This window comes from Photobacterium makurazakiensis (assembly GCF_050336715.1).
Classification (GTDB): domain Bacteria; phylum Pseudomonadota; class Gammaproteobacteria; order Enterobacterales; family Vibrionaceae; genus Photobacterium; species Photobacterium makurazakiensis.
This window is the reverse complement of record NZ_JAKJSJ010000019.1, coordinates 26,220-52,109: the sequence shown is the minus strand read 5'-3', so window position 1 is coordinate 52,109 and position 25,890 is coordinate 26,220. Positions and strand designations below refer to the sequence as shown.

Genomic DNA, 25,890 nt, shown 5'->3' with positions numbered 1-25,890 from the left:
TTTTCATAAACTCACCAAATATGTAAATTAATATTAATGAGCGATATAATAGTAAGACGCCTTAAAACCCAGATAAATACATCAAAACCAACCTTTTCCACAAAAACAAAACGTTAAATACACTATTTTCAACCAATTAATTAATAAAGAAAAAACATTTCATCATAAGTTTAAATATAATGCTTGTTCATTAATTTATACAAATAGACCATTAATATAGATCTAGATCACAATTAATAACGAATACTTCCATAGTATTACTTTTCAGTAGCACATATTGACCCCAATCAAATAATTCCCACCCCATTTAGAGAAAATAACTGCGTTTTCTTATTTTAAGTAGCATAAACCTCTAACCGGTTGTTAAAGGTTGTTACAAGTTACTTTTGCCAGTTTGGCTTTTTTATTCCTACGAGGTTATATATGAGCAATCCAGCAGTAAAAGACCAAAAGGTATCGATAGGTGCATACATTGCCCTAGCGTTCGCTTTTGTGTTCTTTTCAGGTTTACTACAGACGAACGAGTGGTACGGTGTTTTTGATTTTAACACCCTAAATGGTTCTTTCGGCACCATGGCAAACAATGTCACGGTTGCTGCTGAAGGCGCGATAGAAGTAACGCAAACAACTATGCGTGGTACTGGCGGTAGCGGTGCTCGTGACGGTTTCCTATTCGCATTAACACTTGTTCCAACGGTTATGTTTGCACTAGGTATGATCAACGTACTTGAGCACTATGGTGCCCTAGATGCAGCACGTAAACTACTAACACCATTGCTGCGCCCTCTTGTTGGCCTGCCTGGTGACACTGGTTTGGCATTAATTGCTTCGCTACAGAACACCGACTCAGGTGCTTCTATGACTCGTCAACTTCAAGAAGCCGGTCATATTAATCAGCGAGAAACCGACGTATTTGCGATGTTCCAGTTCTCTGCTGGTGCAACTATCGTTAACTTCTTCTCTTCTGGTGCCGTGCTATTCACATTGGCCTATGCCGATGGCACACAAGCAGTAACATCTTCTATCGGCCTTGCTGTTGTAATGATGTTCGTAATGAAAATTGTAGGCGCAAACATCTTCCGCTTCTACCTTGCCGCGACTGACAAGAAAAACAACGTAACTTCAGAGAAGGAGACCGCATAATGTCTCAAGCAACTAAAAAACCAATGATCACTGATATCTTCGTAGAAGGTGCTAAGAAAGGCTGGGCTATTTCAACAAGCTCAACCATTCCAAATGTAATGATGGCGTTCGTGATCATCAAAGTACTTTCTCTGACTGGCGCACTTGATGCTATGGGCGTGTTGTTCTCACCAATTATGGGCGTTTTCGGCCTACCGGGTGAAGCAGCAGCCGTACTGATTGGCGCATGGATGTCAATGGGCGGTGCTGTCGGTGTTGTTATTACGCTATTTGATAGCGGTATCCTAGACGGCAACCACATTGCAATCCTAGCACCAGCTATCTACCTAATGGGTTCTCAGGTTCAGTACCTTGGTCGAATCCTTGGTGTTATCGGTACAGAAGGCCGCCATATCCCTGTAATGATTGGTATCTCTGTACTGAATGCCTTTGTTGCAATGTTCGTAATGAACATCCTGCTGTAATTTTTTAAAAGGGGAGCGCCTTTGCTCCCCTTTTTATTCCTGTCGCTATTCCTACCCGAAAAAACGGGTTTCTATCAGGAGCTACTATGAGTTTCTCACTACAAGATTACTTGGAAGAACTACGTCCGTTAATTGATGTTGACTGCGGTACCCTTACTAAAGAAGGCATCGAAGTTATTGCCAACCAGATGGAGAAAAAATACCTCGATCTAGGCTGGAACGTTAAGCGCATTGATTGCGGTATCGCAGGCACTGGCCTTGAAGTTCGTAACAAGCCTGAAGCTGAGTCGATCGATGTCATGCTAATTGGCCACATGGATACCGTATTCCCTGTTGGTACAGTTGCTGCTCGTCCAATGACGTTTGATGACAAGCGTGCGTATGGCCCAGGTGTTTCTGATATGAAATCGGGTCTACTAAACGTTGTTCACGTTATGCGTGAAATGGATAAAGAAACACTGGATAAGCTATCAATCTGTATTTGTATGAATCCAGATGAAGAGATTGGTTCTCTGCACTCAGAAAAATGGCTTAAGAGCGTTGCAGTCAATGCAAAAAATGTTTTGGTTGCTGAAGCAGCACGTGCTGATGGCTCTTTAGTTAAAGCTCGTAAAGGCATGGCACGTTACCGTCTAACGTTTGCAGGTAAAGCCGCTCACGCTGGTAATGAACCACAAAACGGCCGCAGTGCAATCACAGAAATGGCAAACTGGGTGTTAGCCATCAACAACCTTACCAACTTCGAGTCAGGTACTACCCTGAACGTCGGTGTGGTTAAAGGTGGCGCAGGCGCAAACATCGTTCCGGATCATGCAGAAGCCGTTATTGATGTTCGCTTCTGGGATAACGACGAATATGCTGATGCTGATGCGAAAATTCGCACACTTGCTGAAACACCATTTGTCGACGGCGTTGCAATTACTGTCGAGCGTGAAGCTCACAAACCATCAATGGTGCCTTCAGAGAAGACTGAAGCACTAATGGCGTTGGTTGAAGAGTCAGGTAAAGAGCTAGGTATTGATATTACATGGCAAGAAGTTGGCGGTGGTTCTGATGCTAACCTAACAGCGGTACTTGGTATTCCAACACTTGATGGCCTTGGCCCTGCTGGCGCTGGTTTCCACAGCGCAGATGAATATCTTGAACTAGACACGATCGAACCTCGTATCCAGTTACTTAAGAAAGTTATCACTAAAATTGCTGGTTAATTACTTTTTCCAGATATGACAAAGGGCGCTCTAGCGCCCTTTTTTGTTTTCATCATTACCTTGAATAACCATATTGTCACTCTGATGTGCAGGCTTACTTGCTACATAGCGGCTAAGAAACCGTGCTCTAACAGCCTGAACATGCTCTCTTGACTCTACCAATGCCATTGTACGAATACTTCTTTCTATTTTGCATACTTCCACCTTATTTCACCCCGAAAGTACTACTCAATAAAAAACGCGAGAAGCATAATTTATTAACCATCTACTTTTCAAGGATAAACGTTAAAAATAGCTTCTAAAGGTTAAACTATCTACTAACAGAACAGCTCTCCTAGGCTATTCATTTTGCTGGCCTTTTACGCATAAAGCTAAAATATAAAACATAAGATCCATATTTAATGCATGTTTTATTTGCGAAAATGATCTTGATCAAGGAACTCATCAGCCAGCCGCCGTATCCTCTCCCTATAAGTTGCAATATAAATACACCTTTAAGGAATGCAATAATGTCGAACCTAGCAATGTTTTGTCACCAGTGCTCTATGGCTCAGAGCGGTGGTTGCGGTAGCACAGGAAAAACCCAAGGTACCTGTGGTAAAGATGAAAACCTATCTCGTCTACAAGATATTATGATCTTTGGCCTAAAGGGCCTATCAGCATATCGGACTCATGCCGATGATTTAGGCGCGGATACTAAATCAGTTGATGATGTCATTGCCGAAACACTGTACTTCACCCTAACGAATGTTAACTTCAGTTTTGACCAGCACATCGAGCAGCTAATGAAAATTGGTGGTGCCGGTAGTGAAATGATGTCTCGTCTTGGCGAGGCACATCATAACCGTCTTGGTGTACCGACACCGGTATGTGTTCCTCAGAACAAAGCTGAAGGTAAAGGTATTCTAGTTACAGGTCATGATCTTGAATTGCTTGAGCGCCTACTGATTGCAACAGAAGGCAAAGGCATCAATATCTACACCCATTCAGAGATGCTACCAGCTCACGGCTATCCAGAACTTCGCAAATATAGCCACCTGAAAGGTAATGTGGGTAAAGCTTGGTTCGATCAAAAGCAACTATTCCAAAAATGGAATGGTACGATCATCGTAACAACTAACTGTATCGTGCCGCCTACAGGCCGTGCAGATTACGCAGATCGCCTATACAGCTACGGGATTGTTGGCATCGATAACTGCCGACAACTTGAAGATGACTTCGCCCCACTTATCGAGCAAACATTGAGCCTACCCGACATTGAAGGTTTCGATAGCGAAGATACCTTGATGACAGGCCATAACTACAAAACGATCCTAGGTCTTGCACCTCAGATCCTTGAGGCGGTTAACGAAGGTAAAATCAAGCAATTCTTCGTAGTGGCAGGTTGCGACAAACCGGGCAAGCCTAATGACTACTTCCGTGAATTGGCACTTTCAATCCCAGATGATTGCATCATATTAACCTCGTCATGCGGCAAATTCCGCTTCAATGATCATGACTTCGGAACCATTCCTGGTACTGAAATCCCACGTTATCTCGACCTTGGCCAATGTAATGACAGCTACGGTGCAGTCATGATCGCACTTGCTCTAAGTGATGCGATGGGCGTACCCGTTAATGATTTGCCGGTGAATATTGTCCTGTCTTGGATGGAACAAAAAGCGGTTCTTATCTTGCTTGCTCTATTCAACCTTGGAATCCAAAACATCTACCTTGGTCCTAATCCACCAGAGTTTGTCAACGAAGATATCTTTGCCTTCCTACAGCAGCAATTCAATCTGCAGCTAACAGGCAATGCCAAGGAAGATCTAGAGAAAATGCTGAACCCTCAGCCTCAAATCGAGATGGTTGAAGCATAACGCCCAATTTTACAGAGCCTAGTATGGGCTCTGTAAACCTACACAATTTGGGCCGGTTCTCTGCTACCCACTTAGGGCTGGTCCACCTATTAAAACAATAATAGAGCCTGACTATTCCTTGTAATAGATCAGCGCGTATTTGCAGTGCTTGTTCGCTGGAGCTCATTATGTCTAATGATTCGCAAAATCCCTCATCAACCACCCATAACATTTCATTTGCCACGATGGATGGCAATGAAGCAGCAGCCTCTATTGCTTATCGCTGTAACGAAGTGATAGGGATCTACCCAATAACACCATCATCACCGATGTCTGAAGCGTGTGAAACTTGGGAGTCTCAAGGCAAAGCTAACTTATGGGGCCAAGTTCCACGTGTCATTGAGATGCAATCAGAAGGCGGGGCCGCTGGTGCGGTGCATGGTGCTTTGATGGCTGGGGCGATGGCAACAACATTTACTTCATCGCAAGGCTTACTGCTTAAAATTCCCAACATGTATAAGATTGCTGGTGAACTAACCCCTTTCGTTATGCATGTTGCCGCGCGAACGCTTGCCACCCATGCCCTATCTATATTTGGTGATCATTCAGATGTAATGGCTGTGCGCCAAACTGGCTTTGCGATGCTATCGGCAAATAGCGTTCAGCAAGCACATGATTTTGCACTTATTAGCCAAGCTGCAACGCTCGAAAGCCGCATTCCATTCGTTCACTTCTTTGATGGTTTTCGCACCTCGCATGAAATCAACAAGATTGCCCTGATTAATGACGACACAATAAAAGCCATGATCAACCAAAATCAGGTTGACGATTTTCATCAACGAGGTTTAACGCCAGATTCACCAAGCATTCGCGGTACGGCACAAAACCCAGATACGTTTTTCCAAGCTCGCGAAGCGGCTAATCTCTATTATCAAGCCTGCCCTGATATTGTGGCAGCCAAGATGGAGCAATTTGCACAACTAACGGGCCGCGAATACAAACTGTTTGATTACTACGGTCATCCAGAAGCCACTGATGTTATTACCGTCATGGGCTCAGCCTCTGAAACGGTTCAACAAGCTGTAGACCACCAGCTGCAATTAGGCCGTAAGGTCGGGGTGATTAGTGTTCACCTATACCGCCCATTCTCGCTTAAGCATTTCTTATCTGTACTGCCAGTCACAGTGGAACAATTGGCCGTACTCGATCGCACTAAAGAGCCGGGTGCCGTTGGTGAGCCATTATACCTTGATGTGGCCACCACCCTGCAGCAAGCCTTTAACCAAAACCGCTTCCCACACTTACCTGCAGTAATCGGTGGGCGTTATGGTTTATCTTCAAAAGAATTCAATCCATCACATGCAGTAAGTATCTTCGATGCGATGATTAAGCGTTGCCTACACCAATCATTTACCGTGGGTATCAATGACGATATTACACACCTATCGCTCCCAGAACCGACAACGGTAGAGGTTGAGCCTAGCTCGCGTCTGCGCGCACTATTCTACGGACTAGGCGCCGATGGCACCGTCAGTGCAAATAAAAACACCATCAAGATCATCGGCGAAGGTACGCAGCTGCATACTCAAGGGTATTTCGTTTATGACTCTAAAAAGTCAGGCGGAACAACAGTCTCTCATCTGCGTTTTGACGGCTCCCCGATTGAAGCACCTTATTTGATTGAGCAAGCTGAATTCATTGCCTGCCATCAGTTTCAATTTGTGAACAAGCTGGAAATGTTTGAAAAGGCAACCCATCAAGCCACATTGCTTATTAACAGTCCTCATTCGGCTGATAATGTATGGGAACATCTGCCACTGGAAGTTCAGCAGGTTATCATTGATAAACAGCTAAACCTCTATGTTATCGATGCCGTATCACTGGCGCGTAAGCTTGGGCTAAAAAACCGTATCAACACCATCATGCAAGCAGGTTTCTTTGCGCTAAGTGAACTCATGCCCTTTGACGATGCAATTAGCCAGCTCAAACTAGCGATAGAAAAAAGCTATAGCAAGCGCGGGCCTGCAATTGTACAGGCAAACCATATCGCTGTTGATGCAACAATCGCACACTTAGCACAAGTGGCGATCCCTCCATCAGCCACCAGTATTTTCCGTCGCCCACCAGTTGTTAGCGAAAAAGCACCAGATCTGGTCAAGCGTGTTAGTGCCATGATGATGGCAGATAAAGGCGACCAACTGCCGGTTAGTGCCTTCCCTGTCGATGGCTGCTGGCCTACCGCAACAACCCAATGGGAAAAACGAAACATTGCGCAAGAAGTACCGGTATGGGAAGAAGATCTTTGTACCCAATGTAATATTTGTACCCTTGTATGCCCTCATGCTGCCATTCGAGCAAAAGCTGTTGCTCCCGAAGCATTAGAAAATGCACCACAAGGTTTCAAGCATACAGAATACAAACAGCGAGATTTCAAAGGACAGGCATATACCCTACAAGTTTCACCTATGGATTGTACCGGTTGTAACCTATGTACCACTGCGTGCCCAGCAAGTGATAAAAACAACCCTGAGCGTAAAGCCATAAATATGGCTCCCAAGCAAGGGGTTATTGAACAGCAGAGCGACAACTTTGACTTCTTCCTTGATCTGCCAGAGTTAGAACGTATCGATATCAAACGTATTGATGCTCGTACTAGTCAGTTGCTTCAACCGCTATTTGAATACTCAGGTGCATGTTCTGGCTGCGGTGAAACGTCGTATGTGAAATTGCTAACGCAACTGTTTGGTGATCGCTTGCTCATTGCCAACGCGACAGGCTGCTCTTCGATTTACGGCGGTAACCTACCAACAACGCCTTATGCCGTTGACCAACATGGCCGTGGTCCTGCTTGGGCAAATTCACTGTTTGAAGACAATGCCGAATTTGGCTTAGGGATGCGCTTAGCGCTCGATAGTAAACGTAATACAGCGTTGTCACTCCTTGAAACCGCGACCGATATATTGCCCCAAGCACTCATTGGACAAATCAAGATAGATGCCTTTGATGGCAGTGAGTCTGCCGTAGTACGTCAACGTGAGAATATCGCACGCCTACGAGCAGAATTGCCTTACTCTCATCGCCAGTTAGATAGTAAAGCGGATGATCTTGTTGCAAAAAGCAATTGGATTGTCGGCGGTGACGGCTGGGCTTACGACATCGGTTTTGGCGGCCTTGATCATGTACTTGCGGGAGGCGATAACGTCAATGTCCTGGTTATGGATACCCAAGGTTACTCCAATACCGGTGGTCAACAGTCAAAAGCAACACCGACAGGTGCCGTGGCTAAATTTGCGACTCAAGGCAAAGTCAGCAACGGGAAAGATTTAGCGTTAAATATGATGATGCATGGCAATGTCTATGTCGCCAAAATAGCCCTTGGTGCCAACATGAACCAAACCATTAAGGCACTGCAAGAAGCTGAAGCCTACCCAGGGCCATCTCTGGTCATTGCATATTCACCTTGTATTACCCATGGCTTCGATATGGCAGAAGGCATAGAGCATCAACAGCTATTAGTTGAGACTGGCTTATGGCCATTATTCAGATTTGATCCACGCCGGACTGAAAAAGGCCGGGCCGCCCTGCAAATGGACTCTAAAGCCCCGAAAAGAGATGTCGAAGATTTAATCAGCAAAGAAGCTCGATTTACTCAGGTTTTACGCCGCGACCCAGAGCGATATGAACGTAATCTTGAGCGTCTTCGTGATCAAGTGGCAACCAAGCACTTGTTGCTTGAGCAACTGGGTCAATGGAAACCAGAGAAAAAATAGAACATTAAGCGTAGCGACCAATATCGCTATGCTTCAAATCAACGTATATGAATAACAACTCATTAGGCGCCTTCGATACTGCACGTCTAAATGAAAAACTGTTGGAGAAAAACATGGCTAACATTGGTATTTTTTTTGGTAGCGATACAGGTAACACTGAAACAGTCGCAGAACGAATTGCGGTTAAGCTTGGTGTCGAGTGCACCGACATTGCAGGTAACAGCCATGACATTTTTGATGACTATGATTTCCTGATTCTTGGCACGCCCACCGCTAACTATGGTGAAATGCAGCCTGATTGGGACTATTTCGTACCTGAAATGGAAGATGCCGATCTAAGCGGGAAGAAAGTCGCTATCTTTGGCTTAGGCGATCAAGTTGATTACCCTGATAGCTACCTTGATGCGATGGGAGATTTAGCCGATCTTGTGATCGAAGCAGGTGGTGAATTAGTGGGCGAATGGCCAACTGATGGTTATGAATTCAATGATTCCCGAGGGGTAAAAGAAGGCAAATTTGTTGGCTTGGCACTCGATGAAGATCGCCAACCTGAACTGACCAACGATCGTATTGCCACTTGGCTACACAGCCTCGGACTGTAAACGACCATCAACGTTAAGTTCTATCGCAAAAAGACAAAGGCTGCATAATGCAGCCTTTTCTCTGTCTGAACGACACCACACTACGTTATTGTAATGGTGTTGTTGAATCAACACTCGTGGACCGACGAAGCATTCCCATTTTAAATTTAAACGCTTGGAGTGGTCGTCGCCAAGTAAATTTAGGCATTGCCCAGCGCAATACATGTTTCAAATGAAGCCGCTTAGCTGGCTGGTAGCACTGAGTTTGGCATTGCAAACAATTAGGTTTGTCGTTTCCTAAACGGCAACTGCCTATTCGACTCTCAACATAATTAATTAACCCTTCGCATTCTGGGCAAACAATCGCTCCACGGTGCAGCGTTTTACAATAAAGTCGAATCATCGCTTTAGCTGTATCCAGTTCACGCTGCTGACGAACTGAATGTGTAGTTTGAACGGTCATAGTGGCGGTATTATCCACCGACAGCACATCCATCCATTGATCTAAATCAATTTAGCCTAATGAACAGTTCAGTCAGTACAATATTCAGCAGCTAAACAGTGTAATAGATTGCTTTCCGAGCGTTAGAAAAGTAATCATTCTATGCGACAGCCGCTTCTGATAAATATTCCTTCGCACTCGCCACCGTTTCCGTTAAAACGTGATCAAGGCGAACACTTTCATCCCGTGTCACCGTTTGCTGCTGTTTCAACTTCGTTTCGATATCGGCTGCCAATGAATTTAGTGCCGCGGCACCTAAGCTACCAGAGACGCCTTTCAAGCTATGAACTAATCGTAATGATTGCTCATCAATTTCATTTTGTTCAACCATCTTGATAAAAGATTGGCCATCACCCGCATGCTCTTCAATAAAGATATCGAGTAACATCAACGCGGTTTCCTGATCCCCATCAAGTGAGTCAAGCAAGAAATCCACATCAATTTTAGCTTGCGCTTGCTGAGCATTCACGTCTGAAACCGACGGTTCTACTTTGGTCTGAGGTGCGTCTTCTATCGTCGATTGTTCCTGCTTTGATACAAAAATCGTTGGTTCCTGCTCTGTGAGCTCCTCAACGACCACATCTTCAAGCTTATCAAGGGCGGTTGTATCATTCGTCGCTTTAGATTGGCAAAGCTCAAGGCCTGCTGTAATTTCAAGCTCTACTTTTGCAATAATTACATTTAACCGTTGACAATCTTCATGTGTAATCCGGCCACCTTGGCTAACAGTATGCTCGATATGCTCTGTAACAGCCTTTAGTTGTTGCGCGCCTAAACTACCTGCAACCCCTTTTAAGCTATGCGCGATCAACTGAACCTTGGATAGATCACCAGCATCTAGTGCACGTTTAACCTTTTCACCATCATCGGCATGCTCTTCTAAGAAAATCTCCAAGAGCATACCAACAGATTCATAATCGTTGTCCATACTGTCGAGAATATGTTGTATATCAAAGACCAATAAAGAATCAATATCGTCAGTTTGTTCTGTATTTATGCCCGCATTCAAGTCAGTATCAATAGGCGTTGAATTAGGGGGTTGTGATATTGATTGCTGGTCATCCTCTTCTTTTGCTGGCTCGCCTTGAATAGACGGTGCTTTCACCTGTCCCTGATTTTTTATCAATATTCCAATACAACCGAGTGTCGCCGCTCCTGAGGCAGCCGCGACAATAAAACCAAGCTGCATACCAACTGTCGCACCAACAAAAACGCCGCCCGCAGTTACTATAGCCAGTAAAACTATTGTTAATTTCATCAAACCCAACCTTTATGGTGGCAGAGTCGTCCCCCGCAACACTCACTACGTATGATTAGAATTTAACTGGATAACCTTAATACGAACTCTGACATACAAACAAAGTCACCAATATCCAGAAACTTATACAAAACAACATGAATAACTTTAGACAATAAATTCATAAGTGGGCAAATATGAAACAAAGAAAAAGGGCAATGCCAATGGCATTGCCCTTTATAGGTAATAGTGTCCCGTCCTGAGATTAGTTATCGCTATTTAACCGGCGCAATAGCTGATCTTTTAGATTCGGCGGTATGCCTTTCAGCGTCAGTGTATCGCTCTCTGCATCATAAAAAATACGTTCGCCAAGCAGCATGCTATCGAAATTAATGCTTACACCACCACCTGAACCAACAAACTTCGTGAGTTTTCGCATGGCGGTACGATCAGCAGGAAAGCTTTCTTCTAACTCATAGCCTTGCTGTGACGTGAACTGGTAAAAGTCCGTGCCATCATTTGACTCAGGCAGTTCTGCCGCCAATTCTTTAACTGTCACTTCATCGCCAGACTGTAACTGGCCATTGCAGTAGTCATACACTTGTTTACGGTACTGTTGTTTTTCTTCTTTCTCTAAACGCGAATCCGCACAAAAATCCTCGACGGCTTGCATAAGTACTTGGTTTTGCTCTTTTACATCCAAACCAACTTCTGCCTGAAGAAAATCAAGGAAGAAATCCGCAATCTTACGGCCAACACGCCCTTTAATGAAGGTCAGATAACGATTTGAATCACTATCTGTTTCCCATGACGACAAATCAATACGCGCCACAATATCCATTTTCCCAACATCCAGATAATCAGTGGCACTGATATCCAGTTGTTCTGTCACCTTCATGCTATGGCATGTCGGCAACAAACCAATAAAGAGGTAATCCGTCGCTAGCGATTGGTACTCAGCAATCACCAATGTGCCAACATCGGCAAAAGGATATTTCGCGAGTTCTGAATGCAATCGCTGTACCGATTGATTAGAAAATGTAAGAAAATCTAACTCACCAGTACGTACTTGCTTCAACCAATGACTGAATTCGCTCTCAGCAGAGAAGTGACCAAACCCTTTCGCGCCTTTACTGCTATACACACGATGAAGCTCAGCCACCAAATCTTCTGTCGAAGAATTGTTTTCAAGTGTTTGTTTTCTTAGGTGAACTTCTAGTTCATCTGATTCGTTTTTTGTCAATTGGTGAAGAATGACATTCGAAAGTGTAAGACTCATAATGGAAAAATTTCAGTAAATCTAAAGTGTAGGTTATTATAAGTCGCTTTCTTCAACATTAAACAAGATTAAACAAGACTTCCTATGCCTATTACTTCAAAATACAGCAATAACAAAATTGAACAGATCATTGACGATGTGTTCGATGTACTAGAGAAGCATGATGCTTCAGCAGAGCTTGCTCTGATGATCGTTGGCAACATTGCTACAAATGTCATCAATGCAGATGTGCCTGCTTCGCAAAGGAAAGCTATTGCAGAGAAATTTTCAAAAGCCCTGCAAACCTCAATCAAAGAAGATTAATCTTGCTTGCGTTATAGCAATATAAGACTGGGAAACACTGACATTTATGGTCTCCAGCGGTAACAATTACAAAGACAAAGTCTCCCAGCTAATTAGCTGGGGGCATTGGTTCAGTTTTTTCAATATTATCGCTGCCCTGCTATTGGGCACGCGATACATTGTGCATTCTGAATGGCCCGAGAGCTTACTTGGTCAACTGTACCTTGCCTTTAGTTGGGTTGGGCACTTTGGGTTTCTTGTTTTTGGTTTTTACATTCTAATTCTTTTCCCTGCGAGTTTTCTGATCCCCTCACAGCGCTTGATGCGTCTGTTTGCGGTATTAGTTGGCACTACTGGCTTAACAATACTGTTGTTAGATACCCATGCCTATGAATCGCTGGATCTCCACTTAAGCCCATTAGTTTGGGATTTACTGCTAAGTGGCGAAAGAACTGAATTAAATGCTCGCTGGCAGTATTTGTTTATTACCGTCCCTGTTATTTTTCTGCTACAGCTCGTGCTGTCAGAATGGCTATGGCGAAAATTGAGAAAATTGACCCGAAAACATGTTGGCGTGCCTATCGCCATTGTTTTCGGTGTCTGTTTTATCAGTAGCCACCTTATTTATATATGGGCCGATGCCAACTTATATCGTCCTGTAACTGTCCAGCGCTCTAATTTTCCATTGTCTTACCCATTAACGGCTAAGTCATTTATGGAAAAGCATGGCCTACTTGATCGCAAAGAATACACCGAACGACTAAATGCCCAAGGTGTTGAGGACAGCGAAAATATCCGCTACCCATTAGAAAAACTTAGTTTCCAAGATCCGGGTACAGAGCAAAATATCTTAATCTTAATGATTGATGGCCTTCGCAGTGACATGGTGCAACCTGAGGTTATGCCGTATCTTTCCGCTTTTGCGAATCAAAACCTGCACTTCACCAATCATTACAGCAGCGGTAACGATGATTCATCAGGCATTTTTGGCTTGTTTTATGGATTACCAAACAATTATTACAACAGTATTCGCTCATCAAGTATTCCGCCGATCCTAATGAGTACGCTAAAACAGCGCGGCTACCAATTTGGATTATTCAGTGGCAGCAACTTAAGCGATACCGTTTATACCGACGCTGTTTTTAGCGGCCAAGATTTACCGACAGAATCGGCTAATAACGACGATCAAATGGCGATTGCTGAGTGGTCAGCTTGGTTGAGTGAGCAGTCAGAAGAAACGCCGTGGTTTAGCTACATTGAGCTGACCTCTGTTGAAAACTTTGAAGAAAGTGGCGATTATGAACCCATTTTTGAACCATCGTTAGGGTCAAACAATGTAAAAGGGCAAGACACCAATACCCTTTTCAAAAACAGCTATAAAAATGCGGCTTTCTATATTGATGAGCAGCTAATTACCATTTTTGACCAGCTCGTTGCCGAAAATACAATGGACAACACCATTGTTATTATCACCGCAAACCATGGTACAGAGTTTAACGAAACGGGTTCAAATAGCTGGGGCGCAAACTCCAATTACAGTCAGTACCAATTAAAAGTCCCAATGATCATTTATTGGCCAGATAGTGTCGCTTCATTGACGGATAGGCAAACCAGCCATTTTGACCTTGTACCCACTATTATGGAATCGGTACTCAGCGTCACGACGCCGACATCGGCGTACAGTAGCGGCACAAACTTATTCAAAGTCAATCCAAAACGCCGCTGGCTACTGGCAGGGAACAATGACGATATCGTAATGATCCAGCCAGAAGTAACAACTGTCGTTGATAAGTATGGTAACTACAACGTCTATGATCAGAACTACCAGCCGTTGGATACAACGAAGCCTAAGCTTTCAACATTAATGCAGGCTATGCACGAAATTAAACGCTTCTACCAGCCTCAAAAGTAGACGCTAAAATCGCAACATAGAAAAGCCCGTACAACTATTTAATGAATAGTTGTACGGGCTTTTTAATGCAACTTAACTCAACTATCTATCATGCAATGATTATCGGGTTAATCTGCAAGCGTGGCAGAGAGTAATTTAGGTTGATTAGACGAGTTCAAGTTAGTAATAATCCTGATTATTCGCAAAGCATTGCTCAAACCCGTCAGACCAACCATTCGCATATCGAGTATCAACCTCAATTCTTTCAGGGTCGCGTCGAAACCCTTCTTGATGAGTGCGTGCTTCTTGCTTTCGGCTGCTACAGCCATCTTGATAGCCATCAAGGTAATTTCGAGTAAAACCCAATTCAGACAGCTTTTCGTGGCGACTATCAGCACATCCAACAATGGCGCTGCCTACGACTATCGATGCAAATATTATTGGTACTATGTGCATAGTCTTCCTTAAATCAATATGAAAGATTACACCTATAATCTAGTGTTCCTCACCAAATATACCTGTCTTAGTTTCGATACATCCGCTATTTTTATACTCAAATTACCCTTTCATGTAGAAGACGATATGAGTAAATCTGTCCTTATAACGGGTGCAAACCGAGGTATTGGTTTGGCACTTACTGAGCTTTACCTTACAAATGGCTGGATCGTGTATGCTAGTTGCCGTGATATTACGCAAGCCAATGACTTAACCCAACTCCAAGACATTCATACACAATTGAGCGTGCTCGAGCTTGATGTCACAGACCATAATGGCATTCAGCAACTCAGCCATTCACTCCACACAATTAGTCTTGATTTATTGATTAATAACGCGGGATATTACGGGCCTAAAGGCTACGGATTTGGGCATACCAATACAGAGGAATGGCGGAAGGTGTTTGAAATCAATACTATTGCCCCATTGAAGTTAGTTGAAGCCTTCTATCCTCAAATAAAAGCAGGTAAGCCAGGTGTTATTGCTTGTTTATCTTCGAAGGTTGGCAGCATGGCTGAAAATACCAGCGGTGGAGGCTATATTTATCGCTCATCGAAAGCCGCACTCAACTCTGTAGTTAAAAGTCTTTCCAACGATCTTCAACCAGAAGGCATCATTAGTGTCGCACTTCACCCTGGCTGGGTCCAAACCGAGATGGGCGGGCCGAATGCACTGATTGATACTCACATTTCTGCACAAGGTATCAAGCAAGTTATAGATAATTTAACCGAGGCAGATTCAGGGCTATTCATCGATTATCAAGGCAACTATCTACCTTGGTAGTAACCACTAGCTATTCTGTTTGCTTCTTACGGACATATTCAACCTCTCCCCACTTTGCTTCTTCAATCACCATTCCCGAAGAAGCATTACCTCGGTTCAAAATAAGCAACAGGTATGATATTCACCTAAATAACGTGTGCCATATCTCCCAAATTTACTAATTAGTATGCATATAAATTACGATCTGTGTCATCACAATCATTTTAAYTTTATAAATCCGTAACAATAGTAATAAATAATAAAAAGGATACTCGAACGTTGGCTCAACACGAAGATCTAGACCGTTTCTTTCAACGCATACTTACTCAATGGGGAAAGGCTCATGGCCTACGCACTATTTGTGAGCTGACTTGCAGAAACCTCTTTCTAAGCTTTGGTGCAAAAAAAGCCCAACTTGTTGTCGCTTATAAATCGCGCTGGAAAACACTATTAGAAATGAAAGCCGATGGCATTCATTATCAGTTTCCACCATTAGAAATCCCAAAAGACAACACGATACCTTTTTATCAAATAACAAAAGCTATACGACAACGCCATACTCAAGTCATTGAACTCGACGCTGTCAGGCGATTTCTGCTACCAATAGAACGCCGCTCAACCATCATTGGCTGTTTGGTTTTTGACCTGCCAAGAAACGAGAAGAACGACAAGCTAGACAGTCATCATTTTTCCCCGCTATCAACACTGATTGCGTCTGAACTCGATTCTTATTTAATTAATGCCAGTATCCAAGATGAGCATTCCGGCCGCCGCAGTGCTGAACGTGAACTAAAGATCAGCATTGATGAACAGCACAACCTGCAACAACAGTTACAGGCTCTTCACGACATTTCATTTAAATTATGGCGAGCAAATTCTGTTGACGACATGATGTTTATCGCCGTTGATGAAGCAAAAAAGAACTTAAAAATAGACCGAGTGGCCATTTTCATCTTTCAAGACAATAAGCGGATGAGAGGTACTTATGGTACTGACATTCATGGGAATACGGTTGATGAACATTATTTCGAATCAGCGATCCCTAATGATTGGTTCGCAACTGAAACGTTGAAGAATAAAGAGTACTTTTCTGTTCAAAAAGACACACCGCTTTATCATGATTTTAAGCAAGTTGGCTTTGGCTGGAACGGTTACATTTCTCTCTGGGATGAAGATACCCCTATCGGGTGGATTGCTTGCGACAACCTCTTAAGCGGCATGCCATTACATGAAAACCATTACCAACTACTAAAACAGTTTGGTTTCATCGTGTCACAACATTATGTTCGTAGACAAGCTGAAGAGAAATTAAGAAAGCTCAATGCTGAGCTAGAAATCAGAGTCAATAAACGGACTGAAGAGCTGCAACAAGCAAATGAAAAGCTTGAGAAAATATCGAGATTAGACCCACTAACATGTATTGCTAACCGTCGGGTGTTTGATGAACAGTTTGCTGAGGAATGGCGTCGAGCAGAGCGACATCAATTACCATTATCTTTACTGATCATTGATGTCGATCACTTCAAATTGTATAACGATACATACGGGCATGCGGCTGGCGATCAATGCTTAAAAGCAATTGCCCAGTGCCTTGTCGACTTGGAAAGGCGAGCTGGTGCACTATTTGCCCGCTATGGTGGCGAAGAGTTTGTTTTATTACTGCCAGGGCAGGATCACAGCGCGGCTCGCTACGCCGCTAAACGAGTAATACATGCTATTCAAGCACTTCAAATCCCTCGTACGAATGGGGCCGAGAGTGCACCAAACATTGTCACAATTAGTGTAGGAGGAGGAACCATTATTCCATCTTCCTATCGCTCTCCGGATCATTTTTTTGAACAAACCGATCTCGCGTTATATGAAGCTAAATCATTAGGCCGGAACCAGTATTTCATGAATAAAAATAACACCTAATACGTACTTCCTCGTGATAATCCAGCTATTTTTTCTTTGCCACACGAGAGCGGCTTTGGCTTGTCGTATTTTTCTTCGGCCCACCTTTCGTATAGCGTCGTTTTTTACCCTTAAACGGTTCTGGCGACTTTAGATCTCGTAAACTTTGTGGCACATCGCTATGTTTTACCTTTTCCATAAGGCTGGCCACCTGTTGTTCAAGCGCATCCATAAAAGGTTTGTACGCACACTTTTTATCGGCCATATCTTGCAGCTGGTGCTCCCAGTGCGCCGTCATATCTGGATAAGTAGCTTCGTCTGGCAATGCGTAAACCAACCCTTTCCCTGCTTCTGTCGCATGGATACTTTTCCCTTGTCTCATCAACAACTGACGTTTGAATAAAAGATCCAAAATCCCCGCCCTGGTTGCCTCGGTACCTAACCCATCGGTATCACGCAAAATTTTCTTTAATGAGCTATCAGAAACAAAGCGCGCTATCCCTGTCATAGCCTGTAATAACGTCGCTTCCGTAAAGGCTTTTGGAGGCTCCGTCATCTTGTCTTTTATCTCACCCTCTTTGCAGGTTAATACTGTACCTTTCTCAAGGGGGGGAACTTTATCCGCTAAGTCAGTCTCGTTGGCAGAGTCATCACGACCAAGTAATTGACGCCACCCTGCCGACATTAACTGTCTTCCTTTGGCAATAAATAACCCACCAGCAATGGTGAACTCTAACTTTGCCTCGCTATAAACCGCCGCAGGGTAAAACTGCATTAAGTACTGCCGAGCAATCAGTTGATAAACCTTCTGCTCACTGCTGTTTAATGCATTTGCACTGATCGATTTAGGTGTAGGAATGATTGCATGGTGAGCATCAACTTTTTTATCATTCCAAGCTTTCGACTTAAGTGACGTATTTGCACCATTAACGGCTTGACTCAAACTCCCCTCATTATTCGCAATGGCTTGGCACACATCACCCGCTTGCTTGAAATGATCAACGGGTAAATATCGGGAATCAGAACGAGGGTAAGTGATCACTTTATGCTTTTCATAAAGAGACTGACAATTCGCCAGTACATCGGCAGCGCTCATACCATAGCGCTTTGCGGCATCAATCTGCAGCGCAGAAAGCGAATATGGTAGCGGTGCTGATTGCTTGGTTTCTTTGCGCTCAGAGGTAGTCACTTCCGCGGGTTGCCCTTTGATGCGACTAGCAACATTCTCACACAGCTTACGGTTAAGAATACGTCCGTCTTCATCCATCCACGGCTGGCAGGCTTCACTTGGCTTCCAACGCGCTCTAATCGACATATCCTGATAAGGGATCAGTGCAAATAGCTCATAAAATGGCTTTGGCACAAAATTGGCAATTTCATCATCACGCCGTGCGACCAAGCCCAAGACAGGCGTTTGCACTCGCCCAACAGATAATACCCCACGATAGCCCCCTTTCTGTCCAAGCAAAGTATAAGCGCGAGTCATATTCATGCCGTAAAGCCAATCTGCTCGTGAGCGTGCCAGCGCAGACACCGACAGTGGTATAAAATCACGGTTACTGCGCATTTTACTGAGAGCCCGCTTCACCGCTGCAGGGTTTAAATCGGAGATCAGCAACCGCTGCATCTTGGCTTTTTTACCTTGCGCCAACTTAACGTAATCTATTACCTCATCCACAAGTAGCTGCCCTTCTCTATCAGGGTCACCGGCATGTACAACATCACTTGCTTGCTTACAGAGCTTCCGAACCACCGCCAATTGTTGCTTGGCCGATTTTCGCGGTGAAAGTTGCCATTGCGCAGGTACAATCGGTAAATCTGCCAAATTCCATTTCTTGTACTTTTCGTCATAGGCATCAGGTTCAACCTGCTCGAGCAAGTGCCCAATACACCAAGTGACAATATCGCCATTTCCAACCTCGATGTAGCCATTTTGATTTTTATGAGGACGAGGTAGCACCGCCGCGATTGCGCGGCCAAGGCTTGGTTTTTCAGCAATATAAAGACGTGTCATGGGGCAAGATCTATTAATCAAACAGTGATTTTATTAACTTGAACTATATGAGAAAACAATCAAGAGAACAAGAAATACTGGATATAGATACAGTTGATAATGTGATTACGCTAAGTTGAAGGTTTCACCGCGCGTAATCACAGAAACAGAAACAAGTGCCATTAGGAAGTTTTAAGGATCAATTTTTTTTCTTTGACTAAAAATTTAATTGTTTTAGGTGCAACCCGAATAATCCATGTCAGATCCCAGCAGCGTTGGATCACCCTTTCCTTAAAAGAAAATTGAGGGCAATCCTCAATATACTTCATTTCATATAGGCTCTTTCCTGCGACCCAATCAAACCTTCTACGTTTAGATTGACTCCAACTTGAAAATCGCTCAAGGGGTTTAAAATTTTCGTTCATAGGTACTGCAGACCAATTGACTTCAGCTTGAGTGTTCTTCACTTCCGATGAGCCTGATATCTTCAGGGTCTTTACATCATTGATACTAACGCTATCTTCTTCAACCCCGATAAAGTTAAACATTTGGTTAATCTGCTCGCCGGTATTGGTCAACAGATCCTCATATTTCACGAGCATAATTTTATCTTGGAATTCAGGGTTATCTTTTATAAATGTTGAAATACGGCTTACAGATACCTGCCAGTCAAAAGCTGCTTTTTCAAAGTCCCAATCAAACGACTTCTCACCTGATTCGACTACAGAGCGCCCATCGCGCATAATGATAAATAAATGTGAGTCAGGGAAAAGTTTGAAAAAATGCTTAATATTTTTTGTTGAGGGCGTTTTGGTGACAATGACTGAGTCATGCGGCAAGTCAGCATCTTCATGAGCACTGGAAATAAATCCTTTTAAGCCATTACCTATGTGCCTCAATATATTATCTGAGGTTAGTACTTTATTTTCTTTATCCCACGTTGGATTCCAATAACGCTCAATTTTTTTTGAAAAGCGATAAAGAGCCCCTGACTGACTAACGATAAAGTCTTCATTTATCGGTGCACTGTTTTCACATTGATCGTGCAGTGTCAGCACATTCGATAGATAATTTGTTCCAGATCTTGGCATCACGCCTAGTAAAAAGCATATCCTTGCCATAAGCACTCCAGTTTAAAATGACTTATCTACAACCTATAAATACATTCATAATTAATTTCATTTTAATTAGCTCATTTTGCATGAACTTATTAATACGATATTAATAAACATAGCAGCTCTTAAACCTCTTATGCTGTAAAAACGCTCGATATATATCACATTTAATTTTCTGAGTGGGTTTTATGATAGTGACTTTTTTATTGGTGTAATAATCTTATAAACAAACACATTATCTTTCTGTTTATTTCATTGTTTTATATGACTATTTGTTACCATTTAACCTTTGAAGGGAAAGTACCACCTCCCTAAACGCTGGAGGTGGATTTTACCTAATTGTAAGCCGCTGGTTATAACTAACAGTTATCCCCGACTGTTAGTTACGGCTTTCCAGCCAATCTTTAACGTCGCGATATTGACCTCGGAAGACAATGCGATCTGTTTTTTTGCCAAGTTGGTAGGTATACATCGGATCGTAATAGTACTCGAGTAGCATTTTTAACCAGTCATAGTGGCTATCTAATGCACCTGTAGACTGCATAACCTGCACTGCATTTTTTTGTATTAGTAGTAGCTCTTCATAACGTTGAAAACCAAGTCGCTTACGAATACTGAACATCCCTTTTTCAAGGTATTCAGCAAACCTTAACCAGCCGTTTTCCTCACCGTATTGTGCAACGAAATCACGCTGCATTTTTACGACATAATCATCTAAAAGGCGCTCAAGACGTCTATCTAGCGGATCATCAACAATGGCTATGGGAGCTTGCTGCATCGCTTGATTAATAGATAACGGGACGCTTACTGAGCCAATGATTCTGCCTTCATCTTCAAAAACCAGGTGGTCATGTCCTGCTGCTTGTTTTTTAAGCATATCAATTGCTAAAATATTCTCGAAATCAATTTGTGTCCGCTGCGGGGTTACATAGCGCCCAAATGAAGAACCACGGTGATTTGCAGCTCCTTCTAAGTCGATACCATTTGCAACTTCATTCACCATGATCGTTTTACCACAACCTGTATTACCACCAATCAGCGTCATTGGTTTGGTTGCTACGGTATCAACCGTGTCAATTAAGAAACGGCGTAGAGCCTTATATCCACCCACGATCATCGGGTAATCAATACCCGCTTCTTTCAGCCATTGCTGCGTAATGCGCGAACGTAAACCGCCACGAAAACAATATAAGTAGCCCTGTGGATTTGCTTCACAGAACGCTTTCCAGCGCGCAACACGCTCAGCTTTGACAGTGCCATGGACCAATTCATGCCCTAAAGCAATCGCTGCACCTTGTCCCTGCTGTTTATAACAAGTACCGACTGCCTTTCGCTCGCTATCTAGCATTAAAGGCTGATTTTCCGAGGTCGGAAATGCGCCTTGAATAAATTCAATTGGAGCTCGCATATCCATTAATGGTGTTCCATTAACAAATAATTGCTTAAAGTCTTCACAGTTTGGACGAGACATGGCTAACAAATCTCAATCAATATAGCATCACCTTGACTTGCACTTAGCTCACCAATCGCACTCAGTGTCATTCCATGCTTTTTGGCAATCGCCTGCACTTCATGTTCCGCGTCGGGTGTTACGGCCAAGAGCAGGCCTCCTGATGTTTGCGGATCGCAAAGTAATGATTTTTGTTGTTCTGTCATCGAACCTAAGCGATGGCCATAACTCTCAAAATTACGGCCAGTTCCCCCAGGCACACAACCTTCCGCAATATACTCAAATACACCCGGTAGATAGGGCACTTGATCAAACTGGATCGTCGCTTTAAGGTCGCTACCTTCACAAATTTCGTTCAAGTGCCCCATTAAGCCAAAGCCCGTTACATCCGTCATGGCTTTTACACCAGTTACATCTGCAAAATCAGTCCCCGGTTTATTTAATGCACACATCCAATCACGTGCCAAGCCTTGGTGCTCTTCCTTCAATTTGGCTTTTTTCTCTGCCGTCGTCAGCACACCAATACCTAGCGGTTTCGTTAGATATAGTTTACATCCCGCTTCAGCCTGGTTGTTTCGCTTTACACGGTCGGTATCAACAATACCCGTTACAGCAAGGCCAAAAATAGGTTCAGGTGCATCAATCGAATGACCACCAGCCAACGAGATCCCAGCTTCACGGCACACTGCACGGCCACCTTCAATGACCTGCTGCGCGATTTCTGGGGCTAATACGTTAACGGGCCACCCTAGAATAGCTATCGCCATAATAGGCTTACCACCCATCGCGTAGATATCACTAATGGCGTTAGTGGCTGCAATACGGCCAAAGTCATATGGGTCATCAACAATGGGCATGAAGAAATCGGTAGTGCTTACCACCGCGGTACCATTACCTAAATCATATACGGCTGCGTCATCTTTACTTTCATTACCAACAAGCAGGTTAGGATCGGAAAAAGGAGCAAGCTGTGACCGAAGAATTGTATCAAGAACTTGAGGAGAAATTTTACAACCACATCCTGCTCCGTGGCTGTATTGAGTAAGGCGAACATTTTCCATGATACGCTCCGATATATAGACAAGAGCGAGAATTCTACTCCTGCGCTCAGATCGTGTCATCATTCAGGATCAAAAAGGGAAGCATTAAATGCTTCCCTTTTTTCATATACTTAAATTTAGCAGCAATGCGCACTTTACGTATCAGTGATACTACAAGTACTCCACAAATTGAGAGATATCTCTTACTGGTGCCTTGGCATCACGGCAGCCTGCTGTACCCATATAGAGGAAGCCCACAATTAAATCATCGCCCTCCACGCCCAAAGCTTCACGCACAACTGGATGGTAGGCCCACTTACCCGTTCGCCAAAAACCGGCAAAACCTTGTGCAACCGCTGCCATTTGCATTGCTTGTGTTGCACAACCCGCGGATAGGTGCTGCTCAATAACAGGGACTTTGTCATGCTCGGTGACTTTCGCAACCACGGTGATCACCATTGGAGCACGAAAAGGTGCTTTAGACGCTTTCTCGATAACAGCTTCGTCAGCACCGTCCGCTTTTGCCGCTTCAACAAGAATTTGAGAGAGTTTACCCAAGCCCTCATCCCCTTGTGACACAATAAATCGCCATGGCGTTAAACCCGCATGATCAGGTGCTCGTAAGCCTGCTTGGAAAATGGCCTCAAGTGCCTCACCTTCTGGTGCCGGTGAAGCGAGCTTTGGCAGTGAACGTCGATTTAACAAAAGAGAGAGCGCATCCATAACAACCTCAAATTAATATAGTTATTGCTTTAACGATACCATAAAAACCCCATGTTAAAACCGGATGCTAAGCAGGGAAATAACCCCACCTTCACTAGAGTTTTGCCGCAAGCTCTACACCTTGTCGGATCACACGCTTGGCATCGACTTCACCTGCAACATCAGCACCACCAATAACATGAACATTCACACTATTTGCTTTGAGCTTTTCTGATAATTCTTCAACTGAGGTTTGTCCTGCGCAAAGAACAATATGATCAACATCGAGAATTCGAGATTGCCCTTCTACCGTAATGTGCAAACCCTGATCGTCAATCCGATCATAATTCACACCACCGAGCAGCTCGACACCACGCTTCTCAAGTACTTTCTTATGGATCCACCCCGTTGTTTTACCCGGCCCTTTACCTACCTTGCCCGGCTTACGCTGCATCAACCAAACTTGCCGTTGGCTGACATATTCGTCATGAGGGTATAAACCACCCGCATGATCAATCGATTTATCAATGCCCCAATCTTGCAACCAGTCATCCAATGCTTGATGCTCTGGCTCTGTGAGCATAGTGGAAACATCCACGCCAATACCACCAGCACCAATCACTGCGACTTTCTGACCAAGCTGCACTTTATCGCGGATCAGCGTTTGGTAGTCGATCACTTTTTCATGTTCAACACCTGGTATTCCCGGTTTTCGAGGCTGGACACCCGTTGCAACAATGACATCATCATAACCACTTAATTCATCAGCACTTACCGCATGGCTTAGCTTCACATTAACGTTGGTTTGCTCAAGGCGGCGGGTGAAATAACGAATGGTTTCTTTGAATTCTTCTTTTCCGGGGATCTGCATGGCTAAATTAAACTGACCACCGACATAATCATTCTTTTCAAATAGATCAACATCAAAACCGCGCTCTGCTGCGGCAACAGCAGTCGCCATTCCGGCAGGTCCCGCACCAACAACTGCAATACGGCGATGCTGCGCCGCTGGTGATAGCACTAACTCCGTCTCATAACAGGCTTGCGGGTTAACAAGGCAGCTCGCTCGTTTGCCGACAAAGACATGATCTAGACACGCCTGATTACAGCCAATACAAGTATTAATGTCGTCAGCCCGATCCTGCTCCGCCTTTACGATAAAATCGGGGTCGGCAAGGAACGGACGTGCCATCGACACCATATCGGCCTGTTCAGACGATAATATCTCTTCGGCAACTTGTGGAGTGTTAATGCGGTTACACGTGACCAGTGGGATAGACACTTCAGACTTTAGCTTTTCAGTAACCCAAGCGAAGGCAGCACGTGGAACTTGGGTCGCAATCGTCGGCACTCTTGCCTCGTGCCATCCAATACCGGTATTTAAGATTGTGACACCTGCCTGTTCAAGCAACTTAGCCAACTGCACCACTTCTTCATGCGTACTGCCCTGCTCAACCAAGTCCAGCATCGATAAACGGAAAACAATGATGAAGTCGCGCCCAGCGCGTGCGCGAACCGCTTTCACTAATTCAAGTGGGAAACGAATACGATTTTCATAGCTACCACCCCACTCATCGTAACGATGATTAGAGCGCTTACAAATAAACTGGTTAATTAAATAACCTTCAGAGCCCATTAACTCAACGCCGTCATAACCAGCTTCACGAGCCAACTCGGCACTACGAGCAAAAGCATCAATGGTTTTCTGAATTTGACGCGTGCTCATTTGACTCGGGGTAAATTTGGAAATGGGTGATTTAATCGCCGATGCACTAACGGCTAAAGGATGCATAGCATAACGCCCAGCATGCAATAACTGAAGCGCAATCTTACCGCCCTCTTCATGTACTGCATCGGTAATTACGCGATGGGCTCGCGCTGCTCTTCCCGAACTGAACTCAGCACTTAAGGGGTGCAATCGGCCTCGAAAGTTCGGCGAAAACCCACCAGTTACAATCAAGCCGACACCGCCACGAGCTCGGGCGGCATAAAACGCGGCCAGTTTTTTAAATCCATCACGGGATTCTTCTAACCCTGTATGCATTGATCCCATCAACACACGATTACGTAATTGAGTGAAACCAAGATCTAACGGGGCTAACAAATGAGGGTAAGATTTATCGTCCATGGCTTCCATTCTTTTGTTGTTATGGTCTGACCAGTATATGAAGACTGCTGATTTTAATCAAACACTTGTTTACACCAAATTAACATTATCTTGATATGGATCTAACTAGGACCACAC

21 protein-coding genes are annotated in these 25,890 nt (G+C 43.9%); 10 read left to right on the top strand and 11 right to left on the bottom strand.

Features of this window, described 5'->3' with window-relative positions:
- Nucleotides 1-423 precede the first annotated feature (423 nt).
- From L4D09_RS09670 to L4D09_RS09660, 3 genes are all read left to right on the top strand, one after another.
- Entirely contained in the window at nucleotides 424-1,143 is a 720-nt protein-coding gene (locus L4D09_RS09670; protein ID WP_428457297.1) for a nucleoside recognition domain-containing protein, read from the top strand.
- On the top strand, nucleotides 1,143-1,607 hold the full coding sequence (locus L4D09_RS09665; RefSeq protein WP_428457296.1) for a YjiG family protein: 465 nt from the start codon (nucleotides 1,143-1,145) through the stop codon (nucleotides 1,605-1,607). Before L4D09_RS09670 ends, L4D09_RS09665 begins: the two co-directional genes overlap by 1 nt.
- 86 nt (nucleotides 1,608-1,693) lie before the next feature.
- A complete protein-coding gene (locus L4D09_RS09660) occupies nucleotides 1,694-2,815 on the top strand; it encodes a M20 family metallopeptidase (RefSeq protein WP_428457295.1) in 1,122 nt (373 codons plus the stop codon).
- A 30-nt stretch (nucleotides 2,816-2,845) separates the two neighbouring features.
- On the opposite strand, the gene L4D09_RS09655 is transcribed toward L4D09_RS09660, so the two are convergent.
- A complete protein-coding gene (locus L4D09_RS09655; RefSeq protein WP_428457294.1) occupies nucleotides 2,846-3,019 on the bottom strand; it encodes a hypothetical protein in 174 nt (57 codons plus the stop codon).
- A gap of 305 nt (nucleotides 3,020-3,324) precedes the next feature.
- On the opposite strand from L4D09_RS09655, the gene hcp reads away from it, so the two are divergent.
- From hcp to fldA, 3 genes are all read left to right on the top strand, one after another.
- Nucleotides 3,325-4,674, top strand: coding sequence for a hydroxylamine reductase (gene hcp, locus L4D09_RS09650; RefSeq protein WP_428457293.1), 1,350 nt, complete (start codon nucleotides 3,325-3,327; stop codon nucleotides 4,672-4,674).
- Between the two features lie 167 nt (nucleotides 4,675-4,841).
- The gene (nifJ, locus tag L4D09_RS09645; protein ID WP_428457292.1) at nucleotides 4,842-8,423 is read left to right on the top strand and encodes a pyruvate:ferredoxin (flavodoxin) oxidoreductase; all 3,582 of its coding nucleotides are present in this window, start codon (nucleotides 4,842-4,844) and stop codon (nucleotides 8,421-8,423) included.
- Between the two features lie 113 nt (nucleotides 8,424-8,536).
- Nucleotides 8,537-9,025 carry a flavodoxin FldA gene (gene fldA / locus L4D09_RS09640; protein WP_428457291.1) on the top strand — a complete coding sequence of 163 codons (489 nt, stop codon included), beginning with the start codon at nucleotides 8,537-8,539 and terminating at the stop codon, nucleotides 9,023-9,025.
- An 85-nt stretch (nucleotides 9,026-9,110) separates the two neighbouring features.
- Here fldA and L4D09_RS09635 read toward each other — a convergent pair whose 3' ends face one another.
- The 3 genes from L4D09_RS09635 to yejK form a co-directional block, all read right to left on the bottom strand.
- Nucleotides 9,111-9,485 (bottom strand): nitrous oxide-stimulated promoter family protein, encoded by a 375-nt coding sequence (locus L4D09_RS09635; protein ID WP_428457290.1) that lies wholly within the window; start codon nucleotides 9,483-9,485, stop codon nucleotides 9,111-9,113.
- Nucleotides 9,486-9,606: 121 nt separating this feature from the next.
- Nucleotides 9,607-10,764: an Hpt domain-containing protein gene (locus L4D09_RS09630; RefSeq protein ID WP_428457289.1), complete on the bottom strand. Its 1,158-nt coding sequence runs from the start codon at nucleotides 10,762-10,764 to the stop codon at nucleotides 9,607-9,609.
- A 244-nt stretch (nucleotides 10,765-11,008) separates the two neighbouring features.
- Complete coding sequence (yejK, locus tag L4D09_RS09625) at nucleotides 11,009-12,022, bottom strand: nucleoid-associated protein YejK (protein WP_428457288.1); 1,014 nt, start codon at nucleotides 12,020-12,022, stop codon at nucleotides 11,009-11,011.
- A gap of 84 nt (nucleotides 12,023-12,106) precedes the next feature.
- Here yejK and L4D09_RS09620 point away from each other — a divergent pair, with 84 nt between their 5' ends.
- Nucleotides 12,107-12,325: a YejL family protein gene (locus L4D09_RS09620; RefSeq protein ID WP_428457287.1), complete on the top strand. Its 219-nt coding sequence runs from the start codon at nucleotides 12,107-12,109 to the stop codon at nucleotides 12,323-12,325.
- Nucleotides 12,326-12,371: 46 nt separating this feature from the next.
- On the top strand, nucleotides 12,372-14,216 hold the full coding sequence (locus L4D09_RS09615) for a DUF3413 domain-containing protein (protein ID WP_428457286.1): 1,845 nt from the start codon (nucleotides 12,372-12,374) through the stop codon (nucleotides 14,214-14,216).
- Nucleotides 14,217-14,375: 159 nt separating this feature from the next.
- On the opposite strand, the gene L4D09_RS09610 is transcribed toward L4D09_RS09615, so the two are convergent.
- On the bottom strand, nucleotides 14,376-14,651 hold the full coding sequence (locus tag L4D09_RS09610) for a hypothetical protein (RefSeq protein WP_428457285.1): 276 nt from the start codon (nucleotides 14,649-14,651) through the stop codon (nucleotides 14,376-14,378).
- A gap of 126 nt (nucleotides 14,652-14,777) precedes the next feature.
- Here L4D09_RS09610 and L4D09_RS09605 point away from each other — a divergent pair, with 126 nt between their 5' ends.
- Nucleotides 14,778-15,473, top strand: coding sequence for an SDR family oxidoreductase (locus L4D09_RS09605; protein ID WP_428457284.1), 696 nt, complete (start codon nucleotides 14,778-14,780; stop codon nucleotides 15,471-15,473).
- A 258-nt stretch (nucleotides 15,474-15,731) separates the two neighbouring features.
- The gene (locus L4D09_RS09600; protein ID WP_428457283.1) at nucleotides 15,732-17,366 is read left to right on the top strand and encodes a GGDEF domain-containing protein; all 1,635 of its coding nucleotides are present in this window, start codon (nucleotides 15,732-15,734) and stop codon (nucleotides 17,364-17,366) included.
- Between the two features lie 25 nt (nucleotides 17,367-17,391).
- On the opposite strand, the gene L4D09_RS09595 is transcribed toward L4D09_RS09600, so the two are convergent.
- From L4D09_RS09595 to L4D09_RS09570, 6 genes are all read right to left on the bottom strand, one after another.
- Nucleotides 17,392-19,359 carry a DNA topoisomerase III gene (locus tag L4D09_RS09595; protein ID WP_428457282.1) on the bottom strand — a complete coding sequence of 656 codons (1,968 nt, stop codon included), beginning with the start codon at nucleotides 19,357-19,359 and terminating at the stop codon, nucleotides 17,392-17,394.
- 161 nt (nucleotides 19,360-19,520) lie between these two features.
- Entirely contained in the window at nucleotides 19,521-20,459 is a 939-nt protein-coding gene (locus tag L4D09_RS09590) for a sulfotransferase (protein WP_428457281.1), read from the bottom strand.
- 373 nt (nucleotides 20,460-20,832) lie between these two features.
- Entirely contained in the window at nucleotides 20,833-21,924 is a 1,092-nt protein-coding gene (mnmH, locus tag L4D09_RS09585; protein ID WP_428457280.1) for a tRNA 2-selenouridine(34) synthase MnmH, read from the bottom strand.
- Between the two features lie 2 nt (nucleotides 21,925-21,926).
- Nucleotides 21,927-22,964 carry a selenide, water dikinase SelD gene (gene selD, locus L4D09_RS09580; protein WP_428457279.1) on the bottom strand — a complete coding sequence of 346 codons (1,038 nt, stop codon included), beginning with the start codon at nucleotides 22,962-22,964 and terminating at the stop codon, nucleotides 21,927-21,929.
- Between the two features lie 150 nt (nucleotides 22,965-23,114).
- Nucleotides 23,115-23,666 carry an NAD(P)H nitroreductase gene (locus L4D09_RS09575; RefSeq protein ID WP_428457278.1) on the bottom strand — a complete coding sequence of 184 codons (552 nt, stop codon included), beginning with the start codon at nucleotides 23,664-23,666 and terminating at the stop codon, nucleotides 23,115-23,117.
- 94 nt (nucleotides 23,667-23,760) lie between these two features.
- Nucleotides 23,761-25,773: an NADPH-dependent 2,4-dienoyl-CoA reductase gene (locus tag L4D09_RS09570; RefSeq protein WP_428457277.1), complete on the bottom strand. Its 2,013-nt coding sequence runs from the start codon at nucleotides 25,771-25,773 to the stop codon at nucleotides 23,761-23,763.
- Between the last annotated feature and the right edge of the window lie 117 nt (nucleotides 25,774-25,890).

What these genes read in the sequence shown, in the direction of transcription:
- L4D09_RS09670 (WP_428457297.1), top strand. Translation starts at nt 424, where the DNA reads ATGAGCAATCCAGCAGTAAAAGACCAAAAGGTATCGATAGGTGCATAC.
- L4D09_RS09665 (WP_428457296.1), top strand. Translation starts at nt 1,143, where the DNA reads ATGTCTCAAGCAACTAAAAAACCAATGATCACTGATATCTTCGTAGAA.
- L4D09_RS09660 (WP_428457295.1), top strand. Translation starts at nt 1,694, where the DNA reads ATGAGTTTCTCACTACAAGATTACTTGGAAGAACTACGTCCGTTAATT.
- hcp (WP_428457293.1), top strand. Translation starts at nt 3,325, where the DNA reads ATGTCGAACCTAGCAATGTTTTGTCACCAGTGCTCTATGGCTCAGAGC.
- nifJ (WP_428457292.1), top strand. Translation starts at nt 4,842, where the DNA reads ATGTCTAATGATTCGCAAAATCCCTCATCAACCACCCATAACATTTCA.
- fldA (WP_428457291.1), top strand. Translation starts at nt 8,537, where the DNA reads ATGGCTAACATTGGTATTTTTTTTGGTAGCGATACAGGTAACACTGAA.
- L4D09_RS09630 (WP_428457289.1), bottom strand. Translation starts at nt 10,764, where the DNA reads ATGAAATTAACAATAGTTTTACTGGCTATAGTAACTGCGGGCGGCGTT.
- yejK (WP_428457288.1), bottom strand. Translation starts at nt 12,022, where the DNA reads ATGAGTCTTACACTTTCGAATGTCATTCTTCACCAATTGACAAAAAAC.
- L4D09_RS09620 (WP_428457287.1), top strand. Translation starts at nt 12,107, where the DNA reads ATGCCTATTACTTCAAAATACAGCAATAACAAAATTGAACAGATCATT.
- L4D09_RS09615 (WP_428457286.1), top strand. Translation starts at nt 12,372, where the DNA reads ATGGTCTCCAGCGGTAACAATTACAAAGACAAAGTCTCCCAGCTAATT.
- L4D09_RS09610 (WP_428457285.1), bottom strand. Translation starts at nt 14,651, where the DNA reads ATGCACATAGTACCAATAATATTTGCATCGATAGTCGTAGGCAGCGCC.
- L4D09_RS09605 (WP_428457284.1), top strand. Translation starts at nt 14,778, where the DNA reads ATGAGTAAATCTGTCCTTATAACGGGTGCAAACCGAGGTATTGGTTTG.
- L4D09_RS09595 (WP_428457282.1), bottom strand. Translation starts at nt 19,359, where the DNA reads ATGACACGTCTTTATATTGCTGAAAAACCAAGCCTTGGCCGCGCAATC.
- L4D09_RS09590 (WP_428457281.1), bottom strand. Translation starts at nt 20,459, where the DNA reads ATGGCAAGGATATGCTTTTTACTAGGCGTGATGCCAAGATCTGGAACA.
- mnmH (WP_428457280.1), bottom strand. Translation starts at nt 21,924, where the DNA reads ATGTCTCGTCCAAACTGTGAAGACTTTAAGCAATTATTTGTTAATGGA.
- selD (WP_428457279.1), bottom strand. Translation starts at nt 22,964, where the DNA reads ATGGAAAATGTTCGCCTTACTCAATACAGCCACGGAGCAGGATGTGGT.
- L4D09_RS09575 (WP_428457278.1), bottom strand. Translation starts at nt 23,666, where the DNA reads ATGGATGCGCTCTCTCTTTTGTTAAATCGACGTTCACTGCCAAAGCTC.
- L4D09_RS09570 (WP_428457277.1), bottom strand. Translation starts at nt 25,773, where the DNA reads ATGGACGATAAATCTTACCCTCATTTGTTAGCCCCGTTAGATCTTGGT.